We start from the raw sequence: 22,193 nt of genomic DNA, 5'->3' as shown, positions 1-22,193 counted from the left end.
CAGTCTCCCGCGGAGGGCGGCGGAGATCTGTGGTCGGCGACCCCCGGAGCTTCCAACGGGCGGATGGGCTTGTCAAGACCCTAACAATACAGAGCGTAAGCAGACTTGATCAATCGGTCAATGGCCGGTCAAGGGCGGGTGGCCGGGTGCGGGCCGGGCGGGCCGGCGCGGTGGGCGAATCGGTGTGGAAGTGGCCCGGAAGCGGCCGGGAAGCACAACTGGGCACGATCAAGCACCGGGCGTCGTGGGGTGCTCCGCCCTGCGCGGTGACCAAGAGGTGTTGATTGTCTGTGTTTCTCGTGGAGGTTCGGGAGAATCTGCGGAAGACCGATGACCGGTAAGGCGGCAGGCGGCAAGAAATGGTGGTCGTTCGCCGCGGAACGGCCGGACTTCCGCAGGCTCTGGAGTGCGCAGTCCATCTCGATCATGGGCTCACAGGTCAGTCTCATCGCTTTTCCGCTGACCGCCCTCGCCGTTCTGGACGCCCGCGCCTCGGAAGTGGGCACCCTGAACGCGCTGTCGCGCGCGCCGTTCCTGCTGTTCGGCATTTTCGCCGGCGTCCTGATCGACCGTTGGCGTTCGCGCCGGGTGCTGATCATCATGGACTGGGTCCGGGCCGCGACGCTGCTGCTGATTCCGGTGCTGATGTTCTCGCGCTCCCTGACCATCGAGTGGCTGTTCGCGGTTGCTTTCGTGGTCGGCTCGTGCACCGTCTTCTTCGACATCGCCTATCAGAGCACCCTGACCGATGTCGTCGTCGCCGGAGAGTTGTTGACGGCGAACCGGTGGCTGGAGACCAGCAGGTCGATCGGCAACATGTCCGGGCCCGGATTCGCCGCGGTGCTGCTGAAGGCCGTGTCGGCGCCGATCGCCATCCTGGTGGACGCCACCTCGTACGCCCTGTCGGCACTGTTCGTGCACGCGATCCGCGCGCCCGACCGGAGGCCGGCCAGTCGGCAGGGCTCGACGATCTGGCGGGACTTCAAGGCCGGTCTCCGGTTCGTCGGCGAATCGGCTTTCCTGCGCTGGAACGCCGCCATCGCCGCGACCTGGAACCTGTTGACCAGCGCCCTGATCACGATCTTCTTCGTGCATCTGGAGAGCGAGCTGAAGCTGAGCTCGGCGACCGTCGCGGTGGTCGTCTTCGTGGGCAGCGTGGGTTCGTTCCTCGCGGTCCTGGTGGTGGCGCGGATCATCGCCTGGCGCGGCCTGGGCTGGTGCATCGTGCTGTCGATGTGCGTCGGCGGCCTCGGCGGCCTGTTCCTGGCGATGTCCAGCGGCCGGTCGCCCCTGGCGATCGCCGCGCTCACGCTCGGATACCTGCTGGTCACCGCGGCCGAGCCGCTGTTCAACATCAACGTCATCAGCATCCGTCAGATGATCACCCCGGCCCATCTGATGGCCCGGACGACGGGTGCCATGCGCTTCGTGGTGTGGGGCACGCTGCCCATCGGCGCGCTCACCGCCGGCTTCCTGGGCGACGCCTTCGGCGGCCGGACCACGCTGGCCGTCATCGGCGTCGGATTCCTCGTCCCCGCCGCCATGACGTTCCTCTCGCCGTTCCCGCGCATTCGAACCGTCTCCGATCTCGACATCGGCGACAGCACTCAGGAGAGCAAGGAGGGAGTGTCGAGTGTTTGATCCAGAGACATATCGGAACGACCTGGTGCGACTGGGTATGCACAAGGTCGCGCACCAGGATGGAACCCTGGTGGAGCACATGTTCCGCGCCTGCGCCATTCTGCAGGACATGAAGGCGAAGGAGCCCGTCTGCCTCGCCGGGCTCTTCCACGGCTCCTACGGCACCGAGGGCCTGCACAACGACGACCCCGACTCCATTCCGGAGAGCAAGCGGGTCGTGGTCCGGGAGATCGTGGGCCCCGAGGTCGAGAAGGTGATCTTCACCTTCTCCGTGATGAGCTACGCCTCACTCGGAAAGAGTTTCCGCCGGATCATGCGGCCGAGCGGGACGCCCGAACTGAAGGACCGCCGGACCGGCGAGGAAATACCGCTGGACCGCGAACAGTACCTGGACATCCTCCGGCTGAAGCTCGGCGATGTCCTGGCGCACATGCCCCCCCAGGTCGGTCACACCCTGGTGGACCTTCCGACGGAATACGCGGAGTTCTGGAAGATGGCGGCCGAGTACTTCGGCCCGGACACGATCAAGACCTGGAACACATTCACTGGAGGCGAATTGTGGATCGATCCGGAGGAGAACCGGTGACGCAGTCCTGGGAGGGTTTCCGTCTTTCCCGCCAGCAGGAGCGGCTCCTTCGCCTCGCCCCCGCCGGAGCGCCGGGGCGCACGGTGGCCGGGGTGCGCCTCGCGGGCCCGCTCGACCGTGCAGTGCTCGAACGCGCGCTCCACGACGTGGCCGCGGCGCACGAGAGCCTCCGCTCCGCCTACCGCACCGTCCTCGGCGAGAACAGCACCCGGCTGATGGTGATCGAGGACGAGCCGCGGACCGAGCTGGCGGAGGGCGCGGGCGACGACGCGGCCCTGGCCGCCCTGGTCCGCGCCGAGTCCGCCGCGGACGGCTTCGAGAACGCCCTGCGCCTGGTCCTGTTCACCCACGCCGACGGCAGCCGGTCGCTGGTCCTCTCGGCGCCCCGGCTGAGCATCGACGAGGCGTCCGCCGAGGTCTTCTTCCGGGACCTCCAGCAGGCCTACGGCGCGCAGCTGGACGGCGCGTCGTGGAGCCGTGAGGACATCGTCCAGTACGCGGACTACACGCAGGTCCAGCTGGAGGAGGCGGCCCCGGCGGCGGAGCAGGCCGAGGCCGCGGCCGAGCGCCGGGCGCAACTGACCGCCCTGCCGCCGCTGCGCCTGCCGCTGGAACTCCGGTCCACCGAGACCGGCCACGAGAGCACGGCATGGACGGTCCCGGCGCCGCTGGCGCAGTCGCTGCGGGACCTCGCCGGCCCGTCCGAGGACGGCCTGCGCGGCGTCCTGCTGACCGGCTGGATCGTCGCGCTCTGGCACGCCACCGGGCGGCCGGAGTCGCTCGCGGTCGACGCCATGCTGCCGGGCCGCCGGTTCAGCGAACTGGCCACGGCCGTCGGCCAGTTCGAGAGCCCGCTGCCGGTCCTGATCGAGGTGTCCGCCGACACCGCGCTGGCCGGTCTGCTGGCCGCGGTGAACCGGGAGCTGGCCGCGCCCGCGGAGCTCGCCGACAGCCTCGCGGAAGCGCTCCCGCAGCGCGCCGCCGGCGTCACGGGCTTCGCCTTCGGTGAGCCGGCCGAGTTCCCGTCCGACGCGGCGCTGCCGTACGCGGACCTGTGGGTGGAGGCGGCCGGCGACGCCCGCAAGGTCGCCGTCCGGGCCCGCCGCACCGGCGACGGGATCCGGATCGAAGTGCGCCACCAGGTCCTGGGGTTGGCCGAGGGCGGCGCCGAGGCGCTGCTCTGTTGTCTGCGCGCCGCGCTGACGGCCCTGGCCGGCGACACCTCGGCGACCGTCGGCTCGGTCGCCATGCTCGACGCCGACGCCGCCCGCGAGCTGGTCGCCGCCGCCAACGCCGCGCAGCCCCCGGCGCAGCGCCCCGCGCACTGGCACCGGCGGGTCGAGCAGGCAGCCGACCGCTTCCCCGACCGCACCGCGCTGCGGACGGACGACCGCTCCTGGAGCTACCGCGAGCTGGACGAGGCGGCCAACCGCCTGGCCCGTGAGCTGGCCGGCCGCGGCGTGGCCCCCGGCGGCTCGGTCGGCCTCTGCCTCGAACGGTCCGACCTGGCGATCGTGGCGATGCTGGCGATCGCCAAGGCCGGCGCGGGCTACGTCCCGGTCGACCCCCGGCTGCCGGCCAAGCGCCGGTCGGCCATCGCGGAGGCCGTCGGCCTGCGCCACGTCGTCGCCACCGCCGACGCGGAGCCGCCCGCGGACTGCGACGTCATTTTGGTTGACAGGGATCTGACAGCATGTATGCGGCACGACGCCGGCCGCCTCGACGTGCAGAGCGCCGACGAGGACCTGGCGTACGTGCTGTTCACCTCCGGCTCCACCGGCACCCCGAAGGGCGTGCTGGTCGGGCACGGGCAGCTCGCGGCCTACCTGGACGGCGTCCTCGACCGGCTCGGGCTGGACGGCGAGGTCGACGCGGTCGCGCTCAGCAGCCTGGGCACCGACCTCGGCAACACCGCGCTGTTCCCGCCGCTGATGACCGGCGGCCGGCTGCGGGTCGTCGCCGCCGACGTCTCGGCGGACGCGCAGGCGCTCGCGGAGCTGCTGGCCCAGGAGGAGTACGACCTCCTCAAGATCACCCCGTCCCACCTGGAGGCCGTCTTCGCGGTCGCCGACGACCCGGTCCGGCTGATCCCGCGTCAGGCGCTGGTGCTGGGCGGCGAGCCGTTCGCCTGGGGCGCGTTCAACATGATCCGGACCTTCCTGGGCGACTGCCGGCTGTACAACCACTACGGCCCGAGCGAGACCACCGTCGGCGTGCTCTGCGGGCAGGTCACCGGCAACGAGCTTGCCGCCCTGACCTCCACCGTGCCGCTCGGCAGGCCGATGCGGCACGCCCGCGCCTACGTCCTCGACGCCGAGGGGCGACCGCTGCCGGTGGGCGTCCCCGGCGAGCTGTGGATCGGCGGGAACTCGGTGTCCCAGGGCTACCTGACCGGCACCACGGGGGAGCAGAAACGTTTCTTCGACGACCCGTTCAGCGAGGCCCCGGGCGCCCGGATGTACCGCACCGGCGACCGGGCCCGGCTGCTGCCCGACCTGAGCGTCGAGTTCCTCGGCCGGATCGACCGCCAGATCAAGGTGCGCGGCTTCCGGGTGGAGATCGGCGAGATCGAGGCCGTCATGCGGCAGCACCCCCGGGTGACGGGCAGCCTGGTCGTGCACACCGGCGAGAGCATGGCCGCGCACCTGATCGGCTACCTGATCGACGCCGAGGGCAGCCGCGGATCCGCCGAGTGGCTCCGCGAGTTCCTGGCCGAACGCCTCCCCGAGTTCATGATCCCCGCGCACCTGGTGGCGCTGGAGTCCTTCCCGCTCACCAGCACCGGCAAGATCGACGCGGCGATGCTCCCCGAACCCGGCTCCTACGACGCGGCCGCCGGCTCCTTCGTCGAGCCCCGGACCGGCACCGAGCGGGCCGTCGCCGCCGTGGTGGCGCAGGTGCTGCTGCTGAGCCGGGTGGGCGTCGAGGACGACTTCTTCGAGATCGGCGGGCACTCGCTGCTCGCCACCCAGCTGATCGCGAAGCTGCGCCTGGAGTTCAAGGTCAGTGTCAAGCTGCGCGACCTGTTCCAGCGGCCCGTGGTGTCCGAGCTCGCCGAGCTGATCGACCAGCTCCTGAAGAAGAAGGAGGCGGGGGAATGACGTCCGAACAGACCGGGACGACCAGCCGGTTCAGCCGGCAGCGCAAGCCGGTGTCGGTCGGCGGCGGCGACCTCGTACGGACCGCCCCGCTGCTCGACGGGACCCGGGCGATGCGGTGCGAGCCGGTGGTCGCCGGGCTCGACGCCCGCGACTGGCTGTCCGGCTCCGGCGACACCCTCAAGCGGCTGCGCGACGAGCACGGAGCCGTCCTGCTGCGCGGCTTCAGCCCGCTCGACCCGGCCGGGCTCGCCGACCTGGCCACCGCCATGTCGGGGGAGCTGCTCGACTACACCAACCGCTCCACGCCCCGCACCCGGGTCGACGGCAAGGTCTTCACCTCCACCGAGTACCCGGCCGACCAGGCCATCCCGCTGCACAACGAGATGTCCTACGCGGACGCGTGGCCGGCCACGCTGTTCTTCGCCAGCGTCGTCCCGGCGGCCGAGGGCGGCGAGACGCCGCTCGCGGACAGCGCGCGGGTGTACGAGCGCCTGTCGGCGGCGACCTGCGAGCGCTTCGAACGGCACGGCGTCATGTACGTGCGCAACTTCGGCAACGGCCTCGACCTGAGCTGGCAGGAGGCGTTCCAGACCGAGGAGCGCGACGAGGTCACCGCCTACTGCGCCGAACACGGCATCCAGGTCGAGTGGCTCGGCGGCGAACGGCTCCGCACCCGCCAGGTGGTCCAGGCCAGCACCAAGTCCCGGACCACCGGGCGGCAGGTGTGGTTCAACCAGGCGCACCTGTTCCACGTCAGCTCGCTGCCCGCCGAGGTCGAGCGCGAACTGCGCGAGAGCTTCTCCGAGGACGAGCTGCCGCGCAACGCCATGTACGGCGACGGCTCGCCGCTGGAGGCGGCCGACCTCGCCGAGATCCGGGCCGTGTACGCCGCCGAGGAGATCGCCTTCCCCTGGCAGGCCGGCGACGTCCTGGTCGTCGACAACGAGCAGTTCGCCCACGGGCGAAGGCCGTACTCCGGCGACCGCTCGCTGATGGTGGCCATGACGTGACCGACCTGGCGAGCTTCGAAGCGGTGCGGGACGAGATCGTCTACGCGTTCGAGAACACCGTGTTCTTCCGCGACCACATGGTCGCGAACGGCCTGCGGCCCGAGGACATCAAAGACCCGGCAGACTTCCGGCGGATCCCGCCGACCGCGAAGGCCCACTACCGGCGCAACTTCCCGGCCGGCGTGCTGGCCGGCGGATACACCCTCAGCTCCGTGGGGGTGATGCGCTTCCAGAGCTCCGGGACGTCCGGCGAGCGGCTGAACAGCGCCATCCTGTCCTACGACCTGGCGCGTCGGCAGGCGACCGCGCTCGGCGTCAACCGCCGCTTCGACTCGCTGTGGCGGCCGGGCGCGCGCCCCAGGATCTGCCGGTTCGCGCCGCCGAACTGCTCGGACGTCGAATGCGCGACGGGCTTCTCCTCGATGGAGGACCGGACCCTCCCGGACGGCACCCTGGTGCTGACCGTCGCCCACGACCTGCTGGCCACCCCGGACTGGCAGCTCACCAAGGCCTTCGACGAGATCGAGGCCTACCAGCCCGACATGCTGGTCGTCGACCCCACGCACTTCGCGTTCCTCACCCGCGCGGCCCGCCGGCTGGGCCGGCGGATCGCCTCGCCCCGCCCGCTGCACATCGTGTGCGGCTACACCCTGATGACCCGGATCGCCCGGCGCCAGATCGAGGACTTCATGGGGCCGGACGTGCCGATCGGCGACATGATCGGCATGTCCGAGCTGGGTTACCTGGGATTCGAGTGCCACCACGGCCGGCGCCACATCAACGACGTCGACTTCTACCCCGAGTTCGTCCGGGACGGCGAGCCCGTGCCGGACGGCCGGATGGGCGAGCTGTACGTCACCACGCTCGACGACAGCCTGATCCCGCGCATCCGCTACGCCACCGGCGACTGGTTCACCCCGCTGGGCGCCTCCTGCGCGTGCGGCAGCGAACTCCCGGAGGTCCGCATCGAGGGCCGGGGCACCCACCTGGTCCGGCTGCCGGGCGGCGGCGTCGTCACCCCCGCGTCCGTCGACGCCGCCGTCGGCGACCCGCGCTGGATGGACCTCTACCAGCTGGAACAGGACCGGAGCGGCGACTGCACCTTCCGCTACGTCACCAACACCGAGCCGGAGCCCGCCGACCTCGCGGCGCTCGAAGCCCGGCTTGCCGACGCCCTCGCGCCGACCACCGTCCGGCTCCGGGCCGTCGACTACATCGCCAGCGAACGCAGCGGAAAGTTCCAACCCTGCATCTCCCACATCTCCTCGGAGGGGGCGTGATGACCGCTCAGAACCCGTACCGGGCCGACTTCCCGGCGCTGCTGCGCGAGATCGACGGGCAGCGGATCTCCTACCTCGACAACGCCGCCACCACCCTGAAGCCCCGCCCGGTCATCGACGCCGTCACCGAGTACTACGAGACCAACGGCGCCAACATCCACCGCGGCAAGCACCGGCTCTCCGAGGAAGCCTCCGACGCGTACGAGGCCGCCCGGGTGGTGCTGGCCCGGCACATCGGCGCGGCCACCAACGAGGTGGTCTGGGCCCGCAACACCAGCGAGGCGCTCAACCTGGTCGCCAGCGGCCTCGACCTGCCCGACGACCCGTACATCGTCGGCTGCTTCGACGCGCACCACTCCCAGCTGCTGCCCTGGCGGCGGATCGGCCGCCTCGACCTGGCCAGGGTGGACGAGCACGGCCGCCTGGACCGCGCCCACTTCCGCAAGCTCCTGGAGGGGCGGCCCCAGGTGGTCGCCCTGAACCACTGCTCCAACGTCACCGGCGTGCTCCACCCGGTCGCCGAACTCGTCGCCGAGATCCGCGCCGCCTGCGACGCCGTGATCGTGCTCGACGCCGCGCAGTCGCTGCCGCACCAGCGCATCGACGTCCACGAACTCGGCGTCGACTTCATGGCGTTCTCGATGCACAAGATGCTCGGACCGACCGGCGTCGGCTGCCTGTTCGGCCGCAGCGAGCAGCTCGCGAAGCTGCGCCCGCTCGCGGTCGGCGGCGGAATGGTCGACTGGGTCGACCTCGACGGCAGCGTGGAGCGGCGCATCCCGTTCCGCTTCGAGGCCGGGACGCCGCCGATCGCCTCGATCATCGGCTGCGCGGCGGCCGTCCGGTACCTGGAGGCGACGGACGGCCCGGACCGCCACCGGCACGCCGACGAGCTGAGCGCCGCCCTGGTCGGCGGCGCGCTGACCCGCCCGGAGCTGCGCCTGATCGGCCCGCCGGACGTGGTCGACCGGATCCCGATCGCCACCCTGCGGCTGGCCGACGGCGTCCCCGCCGGGGAGATCGCCCGGCTGCTGAGCGACTCGCACGGCTTCATGGTGCGCAGCGGCCACATGTGCGCCCAGCCGCTGGTCACCGCACTGGCCGGCGGCGAGACCCTGCGGGTGTCGGCGTACCTGTACAACGAGGTCGCCGAGATCGAGGGCTTCTACCAGGCCCTGGACGAGCTGCTGTCCTGCATGGCACCGATGGCGGGAACGGGGGCGCGGCGGTGAGCGCGGAGTCCGAGGCCAACTACCTGGTCGTGGTCAACGACGAGGAGCAGTACTCGATCTGGCCGGCCGGGCGGCCCGTCCCCGCCGGCTGGCGGACCGGCGGGCCGACCGGGTCCAGGGCCGAGTGCCTGGAGCACATCGCGGCCGTGTGGACCGACATGCGACCGGCGAGCCTGCGGTGACAGGAGGAGAAGGGAACACCGTGCCGTACCACGACGAGAGCCCGCCGGACCTGGCGGCGCTGATCCTGGACCGGGCGCGCGCCACCCCGGACGCCGTCGCCGTCACCGACGGCACGCTCGACGTCACCTTCGGGGAGTTCACCGACCGGGCCGGCCGGCTCGCCGCCCACCTGGCCGGCCTCGGCGTCGGCCCGGAGGTCCGGGTCGGCGTCCTGCTGGACCGCTCGGTCGACCAGCTCGTCGCGCTGGTCGCCGTACTGCTCAGCGGCGGCGCGTACGTCCCGCTCGACCCGTCCTACCCGGCGGCACGGATCGGGTACATGCTCGACGACGTGCGGGCACCGGTGGTCGTCGGACGGCGGGCCGCGCTGGAGGCGGCGGGCGTCGGCGCGCACGCCGCCACGGTGCGCGTGGACGCCGACGCGGCGCTGATCGCCGCGTGCGGGCCGATGCCGCCGCGCCCGACGGACCCCCGGCACCTGGCCTACGTCGTCCACACCTCGGGCTCGACCGGCCGCCCCAAGGGGGCGATGAACACCCGGGCCGGCCTGGTCAACCGCCTGCTGTGGATGCAGAACCAGTACCGGATGACGCCCGCGGACGTCGTCCTGCAGAAGACCCCGGTGGGCTTCGACGTGTCCGTCGGGGAGAGCCTGTGGGGCCTGGTGGCCGGGGCTCGCACCGTGGTCGCCGAGCCCGGCGGCCACCGCGACCCGGACTACCTGGCCGACCTGGTCCGCCGCCACGGCGTGACCGTCGCCCACTTCGTGCCGTCGATGCTCAGCGTGTTCCTGGAGGCGGCCGACCCGGCCGGCTGCGGGTCCCTGCGGCAGGTGGTGGCCGGCGGCGAGGCGCTCAGCCCCGCGCTGGTGCGGCGCTTCCACGCCAGTGGGCTCGGCGCCGAGCTGGACAACATCTACGGCCCGGCCGAGACCGCGGTCGACGTCACCCACTGGCGGTGCCGGCCGGACGCCGAGGACGCCGTGGTGCCGATCGGCACGGCGGTGCCGCGGACCGACCTGCACGTCCTCGACGAGCACGGCGAGCCGGTGCCGCCCGGCGGCGAGGGCGAACTGTACGTCGGCGGCGTCCAGGTCGGCCGCGGCTACCAGGGCCGGCCGGAGCTGACCGCCGAGCGGTTCGTGCCGGACCCGTTCTCCGGCGTCCCCGGCGCGCGGGTGTACCGCACCGGCGACCGCGTCCGGTTGCGGACCGACGGCGCGCTGGAGTTCCTGGACCGCCTCGACCACCAGGTGAAGGTGCGCGGCGTGCGGATCGAGACCGGCGAGGTCGAGGCGCTGCTCGCCGACATCCCCGGCGTCCGGGCCGCCGCCGTGGCGGCCCGCGGCGACGGCGACGCCGCCCACCTCGCGGCCTACGTGGTCGGCGACGTGCCCGAACACGTCCTGCGGGAGCGGCTCGCGGCGGCGCTGCCGGAGAACATGCTCCCCACCGTCTACGTCGCGCTGGAGGCGCTGCCGCTGTCCCCGAACGGCAAGCTCGACCGGGCCGCGCTGCCGCAGGTCCGCGTCCGGGTGGGGACGGCCGCGCCGCAGGGCGCCACCGAGCAGGCCGTCGCCGCCGTCTGGGCCGAGGTGCTCGGCCTCGACGAGGTCGCCCGGGACGCCGACTTCCTTGCGCTGGGCGGCACTTCGCTGCACGCGGCGCGGATCGTGCCGCGGCTGCGGGCCCGGCTCGGCGCGGGCCTGACCATGAGCGGGTTCTTCGCGGCCGGCACCGTCGCGGGCACGGCCTCCGTGCTCGACCGGTCGGCGGCCGCGCCCACCGCCGTCCCGCACGACCCGGACGCGCCGCTCGTCCCCTCGCTCGGGCAGCGGCGCCTCTGGTTCCTCGACCACCTGAACGAGACCGCCGGGACGTCCTACAACATCCCCGTCGTCACCCGCGTCCGCGGGCCGCTCGACCTCGCCGCCCTCACCTCGGCCCTCGCCGACGTCGTCGCCGGGCACGAGCAGCTGCGCACCTCGTTCGTCTTCGAGGACGGCGACCTGGTGGCCCGCTGCGACGGCGGGCTGCCGACGGCCGAGCTGGTCGACCTGACCGACCGTCCGCAGGACGCGCCCCGGCTGGTCGCCGAACTGACCGCCGCGCACTTCGACCTCGGCCGGGCCCCGCTGCTGCGGGCGACCGTGCTGCGGCTCGGCGAGCAGGAGCACGTCCTGGTCCTGGTGACCCACCACATCGTCTCCGACGGGTGGACCGTGGACCTGCTCGACCGCGACCTGGCCACCGCCTACGCCGCCCGCACCGCCGGGCGGAGCCCGGAGTTCGCCCCCGCCACCCGCAGCTACCGGGACTTCGCGCGCTGGGGCCGGGAGAGCGCCGCCGACCTCGCCCCCTGGCGGGAGCTGCTGCGCGACGCGCCGGTGGTCCTGGACCTCCCCACCGACCGACCCCGGCCCCCGGTGCGCGCGCACCGCGGCCGCCGCACCACCGCCCGGGCCCGCGGGCTGCTGGCCGCCGTCGTCGGCGCCGCCGCCAGGACCCGGACCACCCCGTACGCGGTCTGCGCCGCCGCCCTCGGCACGTTGCTGCGCGAACTGGCCGGGGTCCGCGACATGCTGATCGCCTCGCCTGCCGCCGGACGGCCCGACCCCGGGCTGGAGGACGTCGTCGGCTTCTTCGCCACCACGGTGCCCGTGCGGCTGCGGCCGGACGGCGGCACCTTCGGCGAGCTCGCGGCGGCCGTCCACCGCACCACGCTGGAGGCGCTGGAGCACCAGTACGTGCCGTTCGAGCAGCTGGCCCGGGAGTTCGCCCGCGACGGCGACCTGTCCCGCCCGCCGCTGACCCAGGTCGCCCTCGCCTACCAGGGCCGGCGGCGCCCCCACGCGGCGCTCGCCGGGCTCGACCTGGAACCGCTCGCCGCCGACACCGGGACGGCTAAGTTCGACCTCACCGTCGAGATCACCGAGACCGGCGACGACGACCTGGAGGTGACGGTCGAGTACGACACCGCGCTGTTCGACCCCGAGCGCGCCGAGGGCCTGCTCCGCCGGTACGTCGAGCTGCTGGACACCGCCGTCGGCCGGCCCGAGGCGGCGCTCGACGAGCTGGTGGCCGACACCCGCCGCCCCCCGGCGAGCCGGACCGAGGGCCGCTGCCTGCACGAACTGTTCGCGCAGGTCGCGGCGGCGCACCCGGACCGGGTCGCCGTCGGCGACGGCCGCCGGTCGATGACCTACGCCGAACTCGACGCCGCCGCGAACCGGCTCGCCCACCGGCTGGTCGCGCTCGGCGCCGGCCCGGAGCGGCTGGTCGGACTGTGCGCCGAGCGCACAGTCGACCTGGTCGTCGCGGTGCTCGCCGTCCTGAAGTCGGGGGCCGGCTACCTCCCGCTCGACCCCACCCACCCCAGCTCCCGCTTCGCGTACGTCCTGGGCGACGCCGGCTGCGACCTGGTCGTCACCGACGACGAGCACGCCGCCGCACTCGCCGCGCCGGGCCGCCGGGTGGTGCGGCTGAGCGACGTGTCGCCGGACGCGCCCGCCACCGCGCCCGAGGTCGACGTCCGCCCCGGCAACACCGCCTACGTCATCTACACCTCCGGCTCCACCGGACTGCCCAAGGGCGTCGTGGTGCCGCACGCCAATGTGGTCCGGCTGTTCGAAGCCACCGCCGACGGCTACGGATTCGGACCGGACGACGTGTGGACGCTGTTCCACTCGATCGCGTTCGACTTCTCCGTCTGGGAGCTGTGGGGCGCGCTGCTGTACGGCGGCCGGCTCGTCGTCGTCGGCCACCTCACCAGCCGCGACCCCGCCGCGTTCCTGGAACTCCTGCGCGCCGAGGGCGTCACCGTCCTCAACCAGACGCCCACCGCGTTCAAGCACCTCGCCGGCGCCGCCGAGAGCGCCGGCTTCCCGCCGCACGCGCTGCGGCTGGTGGTCTTCGGCGGCGAGGCGCTGGAACCCGCGGCGCTGCGCCCGTGGGTCCGCAACCACGGCATCGCCCGGCCGCGCCTGGTCAACATGTACGGCATCACCGAGACCACCGTGCACGTGACGATCCGTCCGCTGGACCTCGCCGACCTCGACGCGGCCGTCAGCCCGATCGGCGGCCCGTTCGGCGAGGTGCGGGTGCACATCCTCGACCCGCAGCTGCGCGAGGTCGGCCCCGGCGTGGAGGGCGAGATGTACGTCGGCGGGCCCGGCGTGACCCGCGGCTACCTCGGCCGGCCCGCGCTGACCGCCGAACGCTTCCTGCCCGACCCGTTCGGCGCGCCCGGCGACCGGCTGTACCGCACCGGCGACCTGGCCGTCCGCCGGGCCGACGGCGAGCTGGTCTTCCGCGGCCGCTCCGACAACCAGGTGCAGCTGCACGGCTTCCGGATCGAACTCGGCGAGATCGAGCGCGCCCTGCTCGACCAGCCCGGGGTGCGCGCGGCGGCCTGCCTGCTGCGCGAGGACGTGCCCGGGCAGCCGAGGATCGTCGCGTACGCGGTGCCTGCCGGACCGGACCTGCCCGACCTGCGGACACTGCTGGCGCAGCGGCTCCCCGGCTACATGCTCCCGTCCGCGATCGTGCGGTGCGAGGCGCTGCCGTTGACCGCGAACGGCAAGCTCGACACCGCCGCGCTGCCACGGCCGGACGCGGCGCCCGGCGCCGTCGCCGAGGACCCGTCCGACGCGCCACGCGGCGACGCGCCGCGCGGCGCGACCGAGCGTGCGCTCGCCGAGATCTGGGAGGCCGAGCTGGGCTTCGGCTCCCCGGGCCGGCACGACGACTTCTTCGCCGTCGGCGGCGACTCGATCATCGCGATCCGGGTCGGCATCGCCGCCCGCGCGGCCGGCCTGCCGGTCACCGTCGAGCGGGTGTTCACCCACCCGACGATCGCCGAGCTGGCCGCCGAGTGCGACCGCTCGCAGGACACCGCCGAGACACCGCGATCGGCCCGCTTCCAGCTCGACGAGCGGCTGCTGCCCGCCGACGTGGAGGACGCCTACCCGACCGCGGCGATGCAGCTCGGCATCCTCTACGAGTGCGAACTCGCCGACGACCGGCCGGAGTTGTACCACGACCTGGCGAGCGTCCGGCTCCGTGGCCGGTTCGACGCCGACGCGCTCCGGCGGGCGCTGGACGCGATGACCGAACGCCACGAGATCCTCCGTACCTCCTTCGACATCGGCAGCTACGGCCAGCCGATGCAGCTGGTGCACCGCACGGCGAGCATCCCGCTCGTCGTCGAGGGACCGGCCGGCGACGACCCCGACGCCGAGCTGCGCGCCTGGTGGGACCGCGAGGTGGCGGACCCGTTCGACATCGGGACGGCACCGCTGCTGCGCTGCCACGTGCTGCTGCGCGGGCCCGAGGAGTTCCAGGTCTCGATCGCGCTGCACCACGTCGTCCTGGACGGCTGGAGCGTCGCGCAGCTGATGACCGACCTGCTCCAGGCGTACGACACGGCGCTGGCCGGCGGCGAGGTCGTCGGCCGGCTGGAGCCCGCGTCCCGCTACCGCGACTTCGTCGCCGCGGAACGGGCCGCCGTCGACTCGCCCCGCACGCGCGCGTTCTGGACCGGCGTCGTCGACCGGCTGCCCGACCCGAAGCTCCCGGAACTGCCCGGGGACGACGGGAAGTACCGGGCCGAGCTGCCGACGGAGCTCGACACCCGGCTGCGCGAGGTCGCCGCGGGCATCGGCACGCCGCAGAAGTCGCTGTACCTCGCCGCGCACTTCTGGGCGATGTCGCAGCTGACCGGCGAGCCGGTGGTGGCGTCCGGCGTGCAGATGAACGGGCGGCTCGACGAGGCCGGCTCCGACCGGCTCCTCGGCGTCCTGCTCAACGTCCCGCCGCTGGTCGCCGACGTCTCCGGGCAGACCTGGGCGGGCCTCGCCCGGGCGGCCTTCGACGCGGAGCGCGCGGCCCAGCCGCACCGGCGGTTCCCGCTGGGGCGGATCCGGCAGCTGGCCGACGGCATGCTCTACCAGGTCGCGTTCAACTTCGTCGACTTCCACAACCTCGACGAGGTGAAGCGGCTGAACCGGGTGAACGTCGTTGACTGGTGGTTCGCCGACGAGCACAGCGTCCGGATGCGGGTGCAGTTCTCCCGCAGCCGCACCACCGGGCTCCGGCTGCTCGACGTCTCCACCGGCGTCAACGCGGAACACCTGGCCGGGACCGCCCAGCGCCTCGGCGCCCTCGTCCGGGAGGCCCTCGACCTCATTGCGGCCGACGTGCAGGCGCCCTGCCCGCCGGCGCACCCGGACGCCGCCTGAGACCACGGGATCCGGCGCCCCGCCCGGGCGCCGGATCCCGTGCTCGTTCCTTGCGAAGTTCTCATCTCCGAGGAATGGGAAGGGAGTTGACGGGACGGGGATCGGCCCGCGGCCTCCAGATCGCCAATCCCTACAGCAAGGACTCGCAGATCCAGGGTTCGGGCTGTCCTCCGACCCGCAGGTGGCGGTGTCCGTCGGTCGGTGGCGGAAGCCGCGGTGGGGATCGCGGGCTTCGACGTTGTCGAACGGCTCGAACCAGGCTGCCGCGTCTACCCGGTCCTGTGCGCCGGTGGCAGATGCGGACGCTGGCCCTCACCGTCCTGCTGGAGCCCGCCATACTCGCCATGCGCCGCCTCGCCCTGGAGCACAAGTCCGCCCGCCGAACGTCTGAGGGCAGCGAGGCCGCTCAGCGGTCCGCCGCGCTACCTACCAGGGGCGCGAACCAAGGCGACGACGGTCGCGATCAGGATGGATACCAGGAAAAGCGTGACCGCAGGCCACAGCGGATCGCCGTTGATGAGGGCGTTCATGAGCGTGCGGAAACCGGCACCGATCAAATGCATGCGCGTACCGTAGCGTCACCTCTCGCCAGGCGGAGCGCCGGAGTTCCCCGACGGCAATCCCCGCCGTCGCCGTAGTAACCGTCCCCCTCATCCGCTGAACCATTGCACCTCGCTCGGCCACGGCCCCGCGGTGGGGGTGATTGATCGTTTGCGGTACGCACCGCTGCCCTGCTCCGGAGCATGCCGCCCCCTGGGGATAATCCCTTCCGTGACCTCAGAGATGGCCCACCACAGGTGGCGGCTCGCGCTTCGCGCCTTCGTTCTCTTCCTCGTGTGCGGTGGGATCGGCCTCCTCGTCGGCGCGATGGTGACGCACCGTCCCGGTGGTGCGGTGCCGTGGGTCGGACTCCCGTTCGGGGCGGCCGTGTGCGCGACGCTCACCACGCTGTTCCCACGACGACGACGCTGCCCCCCCGGCGGATGGCGGACCGCCGACGGGTCACGTAGTGCCGAGGGCGGCTTCCTCCCGGTCGAGGTCGTGCTGGAGGCGGCGACGGGTGGTGTCGCTGATGCGGTGCTCGTCGTAGAGGCGGTGCAGTTCGGTGCTCTGGACGGCGATGACCTCGTGGCGCAGCTGGCGGTAGGCGGCGTCGGCGGTGGTGCCGTCGGGGGTCTCGGGGGTGCGGTCGAGGCGGGCGGTGAGGCCGCGGCGCACCCGGTCGAGGGCGGTGTCCGGTACGGCCTCCAGTTCGGCGAGGTGCTCGACGTGGTCGAGAGCGGCTTGGTTGAGGGCGTCGCGGGCGTCGTCCTCCTCGCGGGCGGTGTGCTCGGGTTCGAGGGCGAGACCGGAGCGGTTGACGACGGCGGCGAGGGTCAGACCCTGGACGACGAGGGTGAACACGACGACGGCGGTGGTGAGCACCAGGACCAGCGGCCGTCCGGCGAGCTTCGTGCCGTCGTCGGCGAGTAGCGGGATGGACAGGGCGGCGGCGAGCGGCATGACGCCCCGGGTGCCGGCCCAGGTCACCACCCCGGCGACCCGCCAGGACAGCCGGCCGCCTCCCTGGTTGGGCTTGACAGCGCGGGTCAGCGGCAGCGTGGAGAGCACCCGGACGGCGATCAGCACCGCCGCCAGCGCGAGCGCCTGCAGCGGCCACCAGCCGGTGTCCGAGGGCAGGTCCCGCACCAGGGTGGGCAGTTCCAGGCCGACGATGCTGAAGACGACGCTTTCCAGCAGGAAGACCACCACCGCGTACACGGCGTGCAGTTGCAGCCGGATGTGGGCATCGGTGAGGCGGTGGCCGGAACGTCCGAGCAACACGCCCGCGACCACGACGGAGGTGACGCCCGAGGTGTGCGCGGACTCCGCGAGGACGTAGGCCGCGTACGGCGTGACCAGCGCGATGACCGTCTCCAGCACCGGGTCGGTGGTGCGGCGTCGCACCAGCCAGACCAGGCCCGCGACGGCGGCGCCGACCAAGCTGCCACCGCCGCCGAGCAGCAGGAACTCCCCACCCGCCGCCGGCAGGCTCACCGAGGCGCCGACGGCCACCGCGATGCCGATGGCCACCTTGAACAGCACGAGCGACGTGGCGTCGTTGAACAGGCTCTCCGCCTGCACCAGGACTTGCACCCGCCCCGGCAGCGCCAGCCGGCGGCCGAGCGCGGTGACGGCCACCGGGTCGGTGCTGGAGAGCACGGCACCCAGCACGAAGGCCATCGCGGGCGGCAGCCCGGCGACGGCGACGGCCACGAAGCCGACTGCGGCAGCGGAGGCGAAGACCAGGCCGAAGGACAGGATCGTCACCGGCCGCCACACCGTACGCAGGTCGCGCAGCGACAGCTCCTCGGCGGAGGCGTACAGCAGCGGCGGCAGCACCACCATGCCGATCACCTGAGGTGGGACGTGCAGTGCGGGGACGCCGGGTATCAGCGCCACCCCGATGCCCGCCAGAACGAGCAGCGACGGCGCCGGAACGCGCAGGCGCTGGGCGAAGGTGGCCACGGTCGTGGCCAGGACCACCAGGACGAGAACGATCGCCACAATGTGCATCGGTGGTAAGGACCCCATCGCAAGAATCGGGGTCACCGCCGCCGAATCGCCACAGTCATCCCCCGCGCCGACCAGGCTTCCCGGCACACCTGCGGTCATCTTATCGGAGCATTAGCGGGGATAGGCAGAGGCAGAACCACGGGACATCGCGGCGCAAGCGGTGCGAACAGGGCGTGACCGTCCCTGCCCGCGTGCCATCGGCGGTCGTCCCCGCGCTCCTCCGACGGCGGGCAGTGGACGGCGGTGAGCCAAGGGCGCGGCGGCCCGTTTCCCTGATCAGGCGAACTCGCGCAGGCGGGGCCGTACTCCCAGCGCGGTCAGGGCGAGCGCCGCCGCCAAGGCCGCCGCGCCCAGGCCGGCGGTGGTGGCGTCGAGGTCGTCGTCGGTGGTGGCGACCGCGTGCTCGAAGGCGCGCTGGTTGATCGCCTGACTGTCGTCGAGGGCGGCGCTGAGCACGTCGAAGTCGGCGTTGGACTGGCCCGGGGTGGTGCCGGTGTTGAAGGTGACGGCCTCCTTGTGCTTGCCCTGGGCGTTGAGCTCGCGGATCTTCCGGTCGTCGCGCTGGTACTGCTGGAAGGCGGTCAACACCCGCTCCGCCGCCTCCTGTTCACCGGGGAAGGTGATGTTGCGCAGCTCGTCGCCGAGGTACCCGCCGAAGCCGACTTGGCCGTGGTCGGCCCGGTGCTTGTCGGCCAGCGCGGCGAGCTTGTCGTTGTACGTGGCGAGGGTGGCGCCGTCGACCCGGGCGAAGGACTGGGTCTTGTCGAGGAAACTCTGCTCGTAGGCAACCGCCCGGGCGAGGTCGGTCAGGTAGCGGCTCTCGTCGGCGTTCAGGTCGTACGCCACCGCGCGCGCCCGGCTGAGGGCGATCACCGAGTCGAAGGAGTTGCTCTTGGCGACCACCAGCTGGTGGTCCGCCCGGGAGGTCAGCGTCAGTGCAGTGACCAGCCCGGCGAAGGCGATGACGGTGGTGGCGGCCAGCGGCACGTTCACCAGCCGCCGGAAGCGCACCGCGAGCACCCGCTGCAGCAGCCCGAGGGCGGCCAGGGCGAGCAGGCCGGTGACCAGGATCTCCCACCAGCCGCCGGCCAGGGCGTCGCGCTGGTCGGTGTAGTTGCGTTCCACGACGGCCGCGTTGGCCTTGGTCACCTCGTCGACGGCCGGCAGCAGGCGCTGGCTTAGCAGATCGGTGGCCTGGTGGTAGGCGGCGAGGGCCTCCGCCGAGGGGCGGCCGGCCTGGGCGTGGGCCTGGTCCTCCAGCAGCTGGGCGCGGGCCACCAGGGCCTCGTACTGGCCGAGTTCGCCGATGACGGTCTGCACGGCCCGCTGGCCGGCCGCGTCGCCGGCCACCGCCTCCGTAACGTGCTGCAGATCGGTGTCGGCCTGAGCGCGCCGTTGTTCGTAGGTGTCCATGGTCGCTTTGCGCAGCGCCGTGTAGTCCGGGTCGGCGCCGAACAGCAGCAGGTTGGCGGCCTGGGCGTCCATGTCGTTGAGCGCGAAGTAGAGGTCCGCCGAGCGCACCACCTGTGGGGCGGCCTGGTGTCCGATCACGTCTGTACCGTCCCGGGCGCCGCCGAGGACGGTGGCGGTCGCCGTGCCGGCGGCGAGCAGCGCCACCAGGCCGAGCGCTGTGAGTCCGCGCACCAGGCGCGGGGTGTTCCACCACTCCCGGCTGCGCCAGGAACGGCCGAGCCAGTGATGGGGGGCACGCGGCGCGGGAAGTGGTACGACCGTCTCCTGCCGCGCCGTCTCCGACGCGACCGTGTTCTCCACGACTGCCGTACCGCTCGATCTTCCCGCTGGCATCGCCGCGTGCCCCTCCCCCTGTTTTCCACACTGGCCGCCGAACCTTCCCCGGAGGAACCCGCCGGGGCCGGGGTTCGGCAAACGGTCCACCGCCAGGCCCCACGCCCGGGCGGCGAACCGTTTCCTCGCAGATCACGCTAGGTGCGGTCGAACGTCCGTCCGGCCGCCCTGACACGTCCTTGACGCGGTCGGCAGCCGTCTTGACGCAGCATTGTCGCCACCGGTCAGGGCTGGTACCGGTAGCCGATCCCGGGCTCGGTGATCAGGTGGCGCGGCCGGGCCGGGTCGGGTTCGAGCTTGCGCCGCAGGCCGGAGAAGTAGACCCGCAGGTAGTTGCCGCGGCTCTCCGCCTCCGGCCCCCAGACCTCGGTCAGGATCTGCCGCCCGGGCACCAGCCGGCCGGGGTTGGCCAGCAGGAGGGCGAGGATGCGCCACTCGGTCGGGGTCAGGCGGACCGGGCCGTCCGGGCCGGTGACGGTGCCCGCGTCGAGGTCGACGGCGTTCGGCCCGATCCGTGCGGCCGATTGGGGCGCGGGTGCGGCGGGCCGCCGCAGAACGGCTCGGAGCCGGGCCAGTAACTCGTCCATCAGGAACGGCTTGGTCACGTAGTCGTCCGCCCCCGCGTCGAACGCGCGGAGCTTGTCCTCGATGTCGGCCCGCCCGGTCAGCACGATGATGGGCACGTCCAGCGTGGAACGGATGCCCTCGATCACGTTCACCCCGTCGAGGTCCGGCAGGCCGAGGTCGAGCAGGACGGCGTCGGGCGGCGCCTGACCTGCCGAGTCCAGGGCTTCCTGGCCGGTGGCCGCGGTGAGCACCGAGTAGTGCCTGGCCTGGAGGCTGATCCGCAGGGTGCGCAGCAGCGTCGGCTCGTCGTCGACGACGAGTATGTGGCTCACCGGTCCGCGCTCCTCTCCAGTTGCGCGGTGGCGGGCTCCACGTTCTGCTCCTCCGCCGCCGGCAGGACGAGGAGCATGGTGGTGCCGCCGCCGGGGGTGTCCTCGACCTCCAGGCTGCCGCCCATGGCCTCAGCCAGCCCGCGGGAGAGGGCGAGCCCGAGGCCGACGCCGGTGGTGTTGTCGGTGTCGCCGAGGCGCTGGAAGGGCAGGAAGACCCGGTCGCGGTCCTCGGCGGCGATGCCGGGGCCGCGGTCGATCACCCGGATCTCGACCTGGTCGGCGTGGTGGCTGGCGGTGACCAGGACGGGCGCGCCGGGGGCGTTGTAGCGCAGCGCGTTGGTGATCACGTTGGCGAGCACCCGTTCCAGCAGCGGCGGGTCGGCGAGCACCGGCGGGGCGGTGTCGAGGTCGAGCGGCTGGATCGGGGCCTGCGGATCGGACAAGGAGTCCATGGCGCGCACCAGCATCTCCTCCAGTGACGTGGGTGCCAGGTGCAGGGTGAGCGCGCCGGCTTGGAGGCGGCTCATGTCGAGCAGGTTGTCGACCAGGCGGGTGAGTTTGACCAGTGACTCGTCGGCGGTGGCGAGGAGTTCGGCCTGGTCCTCGGGCGAGAACTCGACGTCGGGGCTGCGCAGGGAACCGACCGAGGCGAGCGCGGCGGCCAGCGGGGTGCGCAGGTCGTGGCTGACGGCGGCGAGCAGCGCGGTGCGCATCCGGTCGGCGGCCTTGATCGGCTCGACCTCGGCGGCGACGACGGCCAGCCGGTCGCGTTCCAGCGCGGCGGCGACGTGGGCGGCGAAGGCGGTGAGGACGCGCTGGTCGGCGGCGGGCAGCCGGCGGCCGGTGAGGACCAGGATGGACCGCTCGCCCACCGCGACCTCGGTCACCTCTTGCCGATCGCTGTCGCTGTCCCCGTCCATGGCAGCGTCATTGCGGGCGATCGTCTCACCGGTGACGCTGTCGAGCAGGGCGACAGAGCGCATGCCGAAGGCCGTCCGGGACTTCTCCAGCAGGGCGGGCAGCGCGTCGGCGCCACGCAGCACGCTGCCGGCCAGGGTGGAGAGGGTCTCGGCCTCGGCGGTGGCGCGGGCGGCCCGGGCGGTGAGCCGGCCGGCGTGGTCGACCACCGTGGAGACGGCCAGGGCGACCGTTGCGAACACCAGCAGGGCGACGATGTTGTTCGTCTCGCCGATCGTCAGATCGTGGACGGGCGGGATGAAGAAGTAGTTCAGCAGCAGCGAGGCGATGATGGCCGCCACCACAGCGGATACCGCCCCACCGAGCAACGCCACTGCCACCACACCGAGTTGGAAGATCAGCGCGTCGGTGGTCAGGTTCAGCTGGGCGTGGAACTGCGAGAGAATCGCCGTGAGCAGCGCGGGCACGACCAGGCCGGAAGCGAACCCCGCGACGGTGCGGCGCCGGGAGTGGCGCCGGCCCAGCGAGGGCAGCTTGCCGCGGCCGGTGAACTCGTGGGTGACCATGTGGACGTCGATGTCCTCGGAGGCGTCCACGGTGGTCTGCCCGGTGCCGGGGCCGGTGAGGAAGCGGTTGATCCGGCCGCGCCGGCTGGTGCCCAGCACCAGCTGGGTGGCGTCGTGGGCGCGGGCGAAGGCGAGCAGCGCGGTGGGGATGTCGTCGCCGACCACCACGTGGTAGCT

The 22,193-nt window shown here is 72.8% G+C and carries 13 protein-coding genes; 8 read left to right on the top strand and 5 right to left on the bottom strand.

Features of this window, described 5'->3' with window-relative positions; all coding sequences use genetic code 11:
- Window positions 1-330: 330 nt before the first annotated feature.
- From ACIG5E_RS35980 to ACIG5E_RS35945, 8 genes are read left to right on the top strand one after another with little or no spacing between them, the layout of a single operon-like run.
- Window positions 331-1,641, top strand: coding sequence for an MFS transporter (locus ACIG5E_RS35980; RefSeq protein WP_396540918.1), 1,311 nt, complete (start codon window positions 331-333; stop codon window positions 1,639-1,641).
- Complete coding sequence (locus ACIG5E_RS35975) at window positions 1,634-2,227, top strand: DUF6817 domain-containing protein (protein ID WP_396540916.1); 594 nt, start codon at window positions 1,634-1,636, stop codon at window positions 2,225-2,227. The genes ACIG5E_RS35980 and ACIG5E_RS35975 overlap by 8 nt, the downstream gene beginning before the upstream one ends.
- Window positions 2,224-5,328 (top strand): amino acid adenylation domain-containing protein, encoded by a 3,105-nt coding sequence (locus ACIG5E_RS35970; RefSeq protein ID WP_396540914.1) that lies wholly within the window; start codon window positions 2,224-2,226, stop codon window positions 5,326-5,328. The genes ACIG5E_RS35975 and ACIG5E_RS35970 overlap by 4 nt, the downstream gene beginning before the upstream one ends.
- On the top strand, window positions 5,325-6,338 hold the full coding sequence (locus tag ACIG5E_RS35965) for a TauD/TfdA family dioxygenase (protein ID WP_396540912.1): 1,014 nt from the start codon (window positions 5,325-5,327) through the stop codon (window positions 6,336-6,338). Before ACIG5E_RS35970 ends, ACIG5E_RS35965 begins: the two co-directional genes overlap by 4 nt.
- Window positions 6,335-7,618 carry a phenylacetate--CoA ligase family protein gene (locus ACIG5E_RS35960; protein ID WP_396540910.1) on the top strand — a complete coding sequence of 428 codons (1,284 nt, stop codon included), beginning with the start codon at window positions 6,335-6,337 and terminating at the stop codon, window positions 7,616-7,618. The genes ACIG5E_RS35965 and ACIG5E_RS35960 overlap by 4 nt, the downstream gene beginning before the upstream one ends.
- Window positions 7,618-8,850: an aminotransferase class V-fold PLP-dependent enzyme gene (locus ACIG5E_RS35955; protein WP_396540908.1), complete on the top strand. Its 1,233-nt coding sequence runs from the start codon at window positions 7,618-7,620 to the stop codon at window positions 8,848-8,850. Before ACIG5E_RS35960 ends, ACIG5E_RS35955 begins: the two co-directional genes overlap by 1 nt.
- Window positions 8,847-9,032: an MbtH family protein gene (locus ACIG5E_RS35950; RefSeq protein ID WP_396540906.1), complete on the top strand. Its 186-nt coding sequence runs from the start codon at window positions 8,847-8,849 to the stop codon at window positions 9,030-9,032. The genes ACIG5E_RS35955 and ACIG5E_RS35950 overlap by 4 nt, the downstream gene beginning before the upstream one ends.
- A 20-nt stretch (window positions 9,033-9,052) precedes the next feature.
- Complete coding sequence (locus ACIG5E_RS35945) at window positions 9,053-15,271, top strand: amino acid adenylation domain-containing protein (RefSeq protein WP_396540904.1); 6,219 nt, start codon at window positions 9,053-9,055, stop codon at window positions 15,269-15,271.
- A gap of 422 nt (window positions 15,272-15,693) precedes the next feature.
- Here the strand turns inward: ACIG5E_RS35945 and ACIG5E_RS35940 are convergent, their stop codons facing one another.
- From ACIG5E_RS35940 to ACIG5E_RS35920, 5 genes are all read right to left on the bottom strand, one after another.
- The gene (locus tag ACIG5E_RS35940; RefSeq protein WP_396540902.1) at window positions 15,694-15,834 is read right to left on the bottom strand and encodes a hypothetical protein; all 141 of its coding nucleotides are present in this window, start codon (window positions 15,832-15,834) and stop codon (window positions 15,694-15,696) included.
- Between the two features lie 439 nt (window positions 15,835-16,273).
- The gene (locus ACIG5E_RS35935; protein ID WP_396540900.1) at window positions 16,274-17,827 is read right to left on the bottom strand and encodes a Na+/H+ antiporter; all 1,554 of its coding nucleotides are present in this window, start codon (window positions 17,825-17,827) and stop codon (window positions 16,274-16,276) included.
- Between the two features lie 276 nt (window positions 17,828-18,103).
- Window positions 18,104-19,471 (bottom strand): hypothetical protein, encoded by a 1,368-nt coding sequence (locus tag ACIG5E_RS35930; protein ID WP_396540898.1) that lies wholly within the window; start codon window positions 19,469-19,471, stop codon window positions 18,104-18,106.
- 386 nt (window positions 19,472-19,857) lie between these two features.
- Window positions 19,858-20,532 carry a response regulator gene (locus ACIG5E_RS35925; protein ID WP_396540896.1) on the bottom strand — a complete coding sequence of 225 codons (675 nt, stop codon included), beginning with the start codon at window positions 20,530-20,532 and terminating at the stop codon, window positions 19,858-19,860.
- Window positions 20,529-22,193, bottom strand: a 1,665-nt coding sequence (locus ACIG5E_RS35920; RefSeq protein WP_396540894.1) for an ATP-binding protein, incomplete at its 5' end; no start/stop codon positions are given. The genes ACIG5E_RS35920 and ACIG5E_RS35925, both read right to left, overlap by 4 nt.

Origin of the sequence: Kitasatospora sp. NPDC053057, assembly GCF_044546945.1 — a bacterium.
Taxonomy (GTDB): domain Bacteria; phylum Actinomycetota; class Actinomycetes; order Streptomycetales; family Streptomycetaceae; genus Kitasatospora.
This window is presented reverse-complemented; position numbering and strand designations above follow the sequence as displayed.

What these genes read in the sequence shown, in the direction of transcription:
- ACIG5E_RS35980 (WP_396540918.1), top strand. Translation starts at nt 331, where the DNA reads ATGACCGGTAAGGCGGCAGGCGGCAAGAAATGGTGGTCGTTCGCCGCG.
- ACIG5E_RS35965 (WP_396540912.1), top strand. Translation starts at nt 5,325, where the DNA reads ATGACGTCCGAACAGACCGGGACGACCAGCCGGTTCAGCCGGCAGCGC.
- ACIG5E_RS35955 (WP_396540908.1), top strand. Translation starts at nt 7,618, where the DNA reads ATGACCGCTCAGAACCCGTACCGGGCCGACTTCCCGGCGCTGCTGCGC.
- ACIG5E_RS35940 (WP_396540902.1), bottom strand. Translation starts at nt 15,834, where the DNA reads ATGCATTTGATCGGTGCCGGTTTCCGCACGCTCATGAACGCCCTCATC.
- ACIG5E_RS35935 (WP_396540900.1), bottom strand. Translation starts at nt 17,827, where the DNA reads ATGCACATTGTGGCGATCGTTCTCGTCCTGGTGGTCCTGGCCACGACC.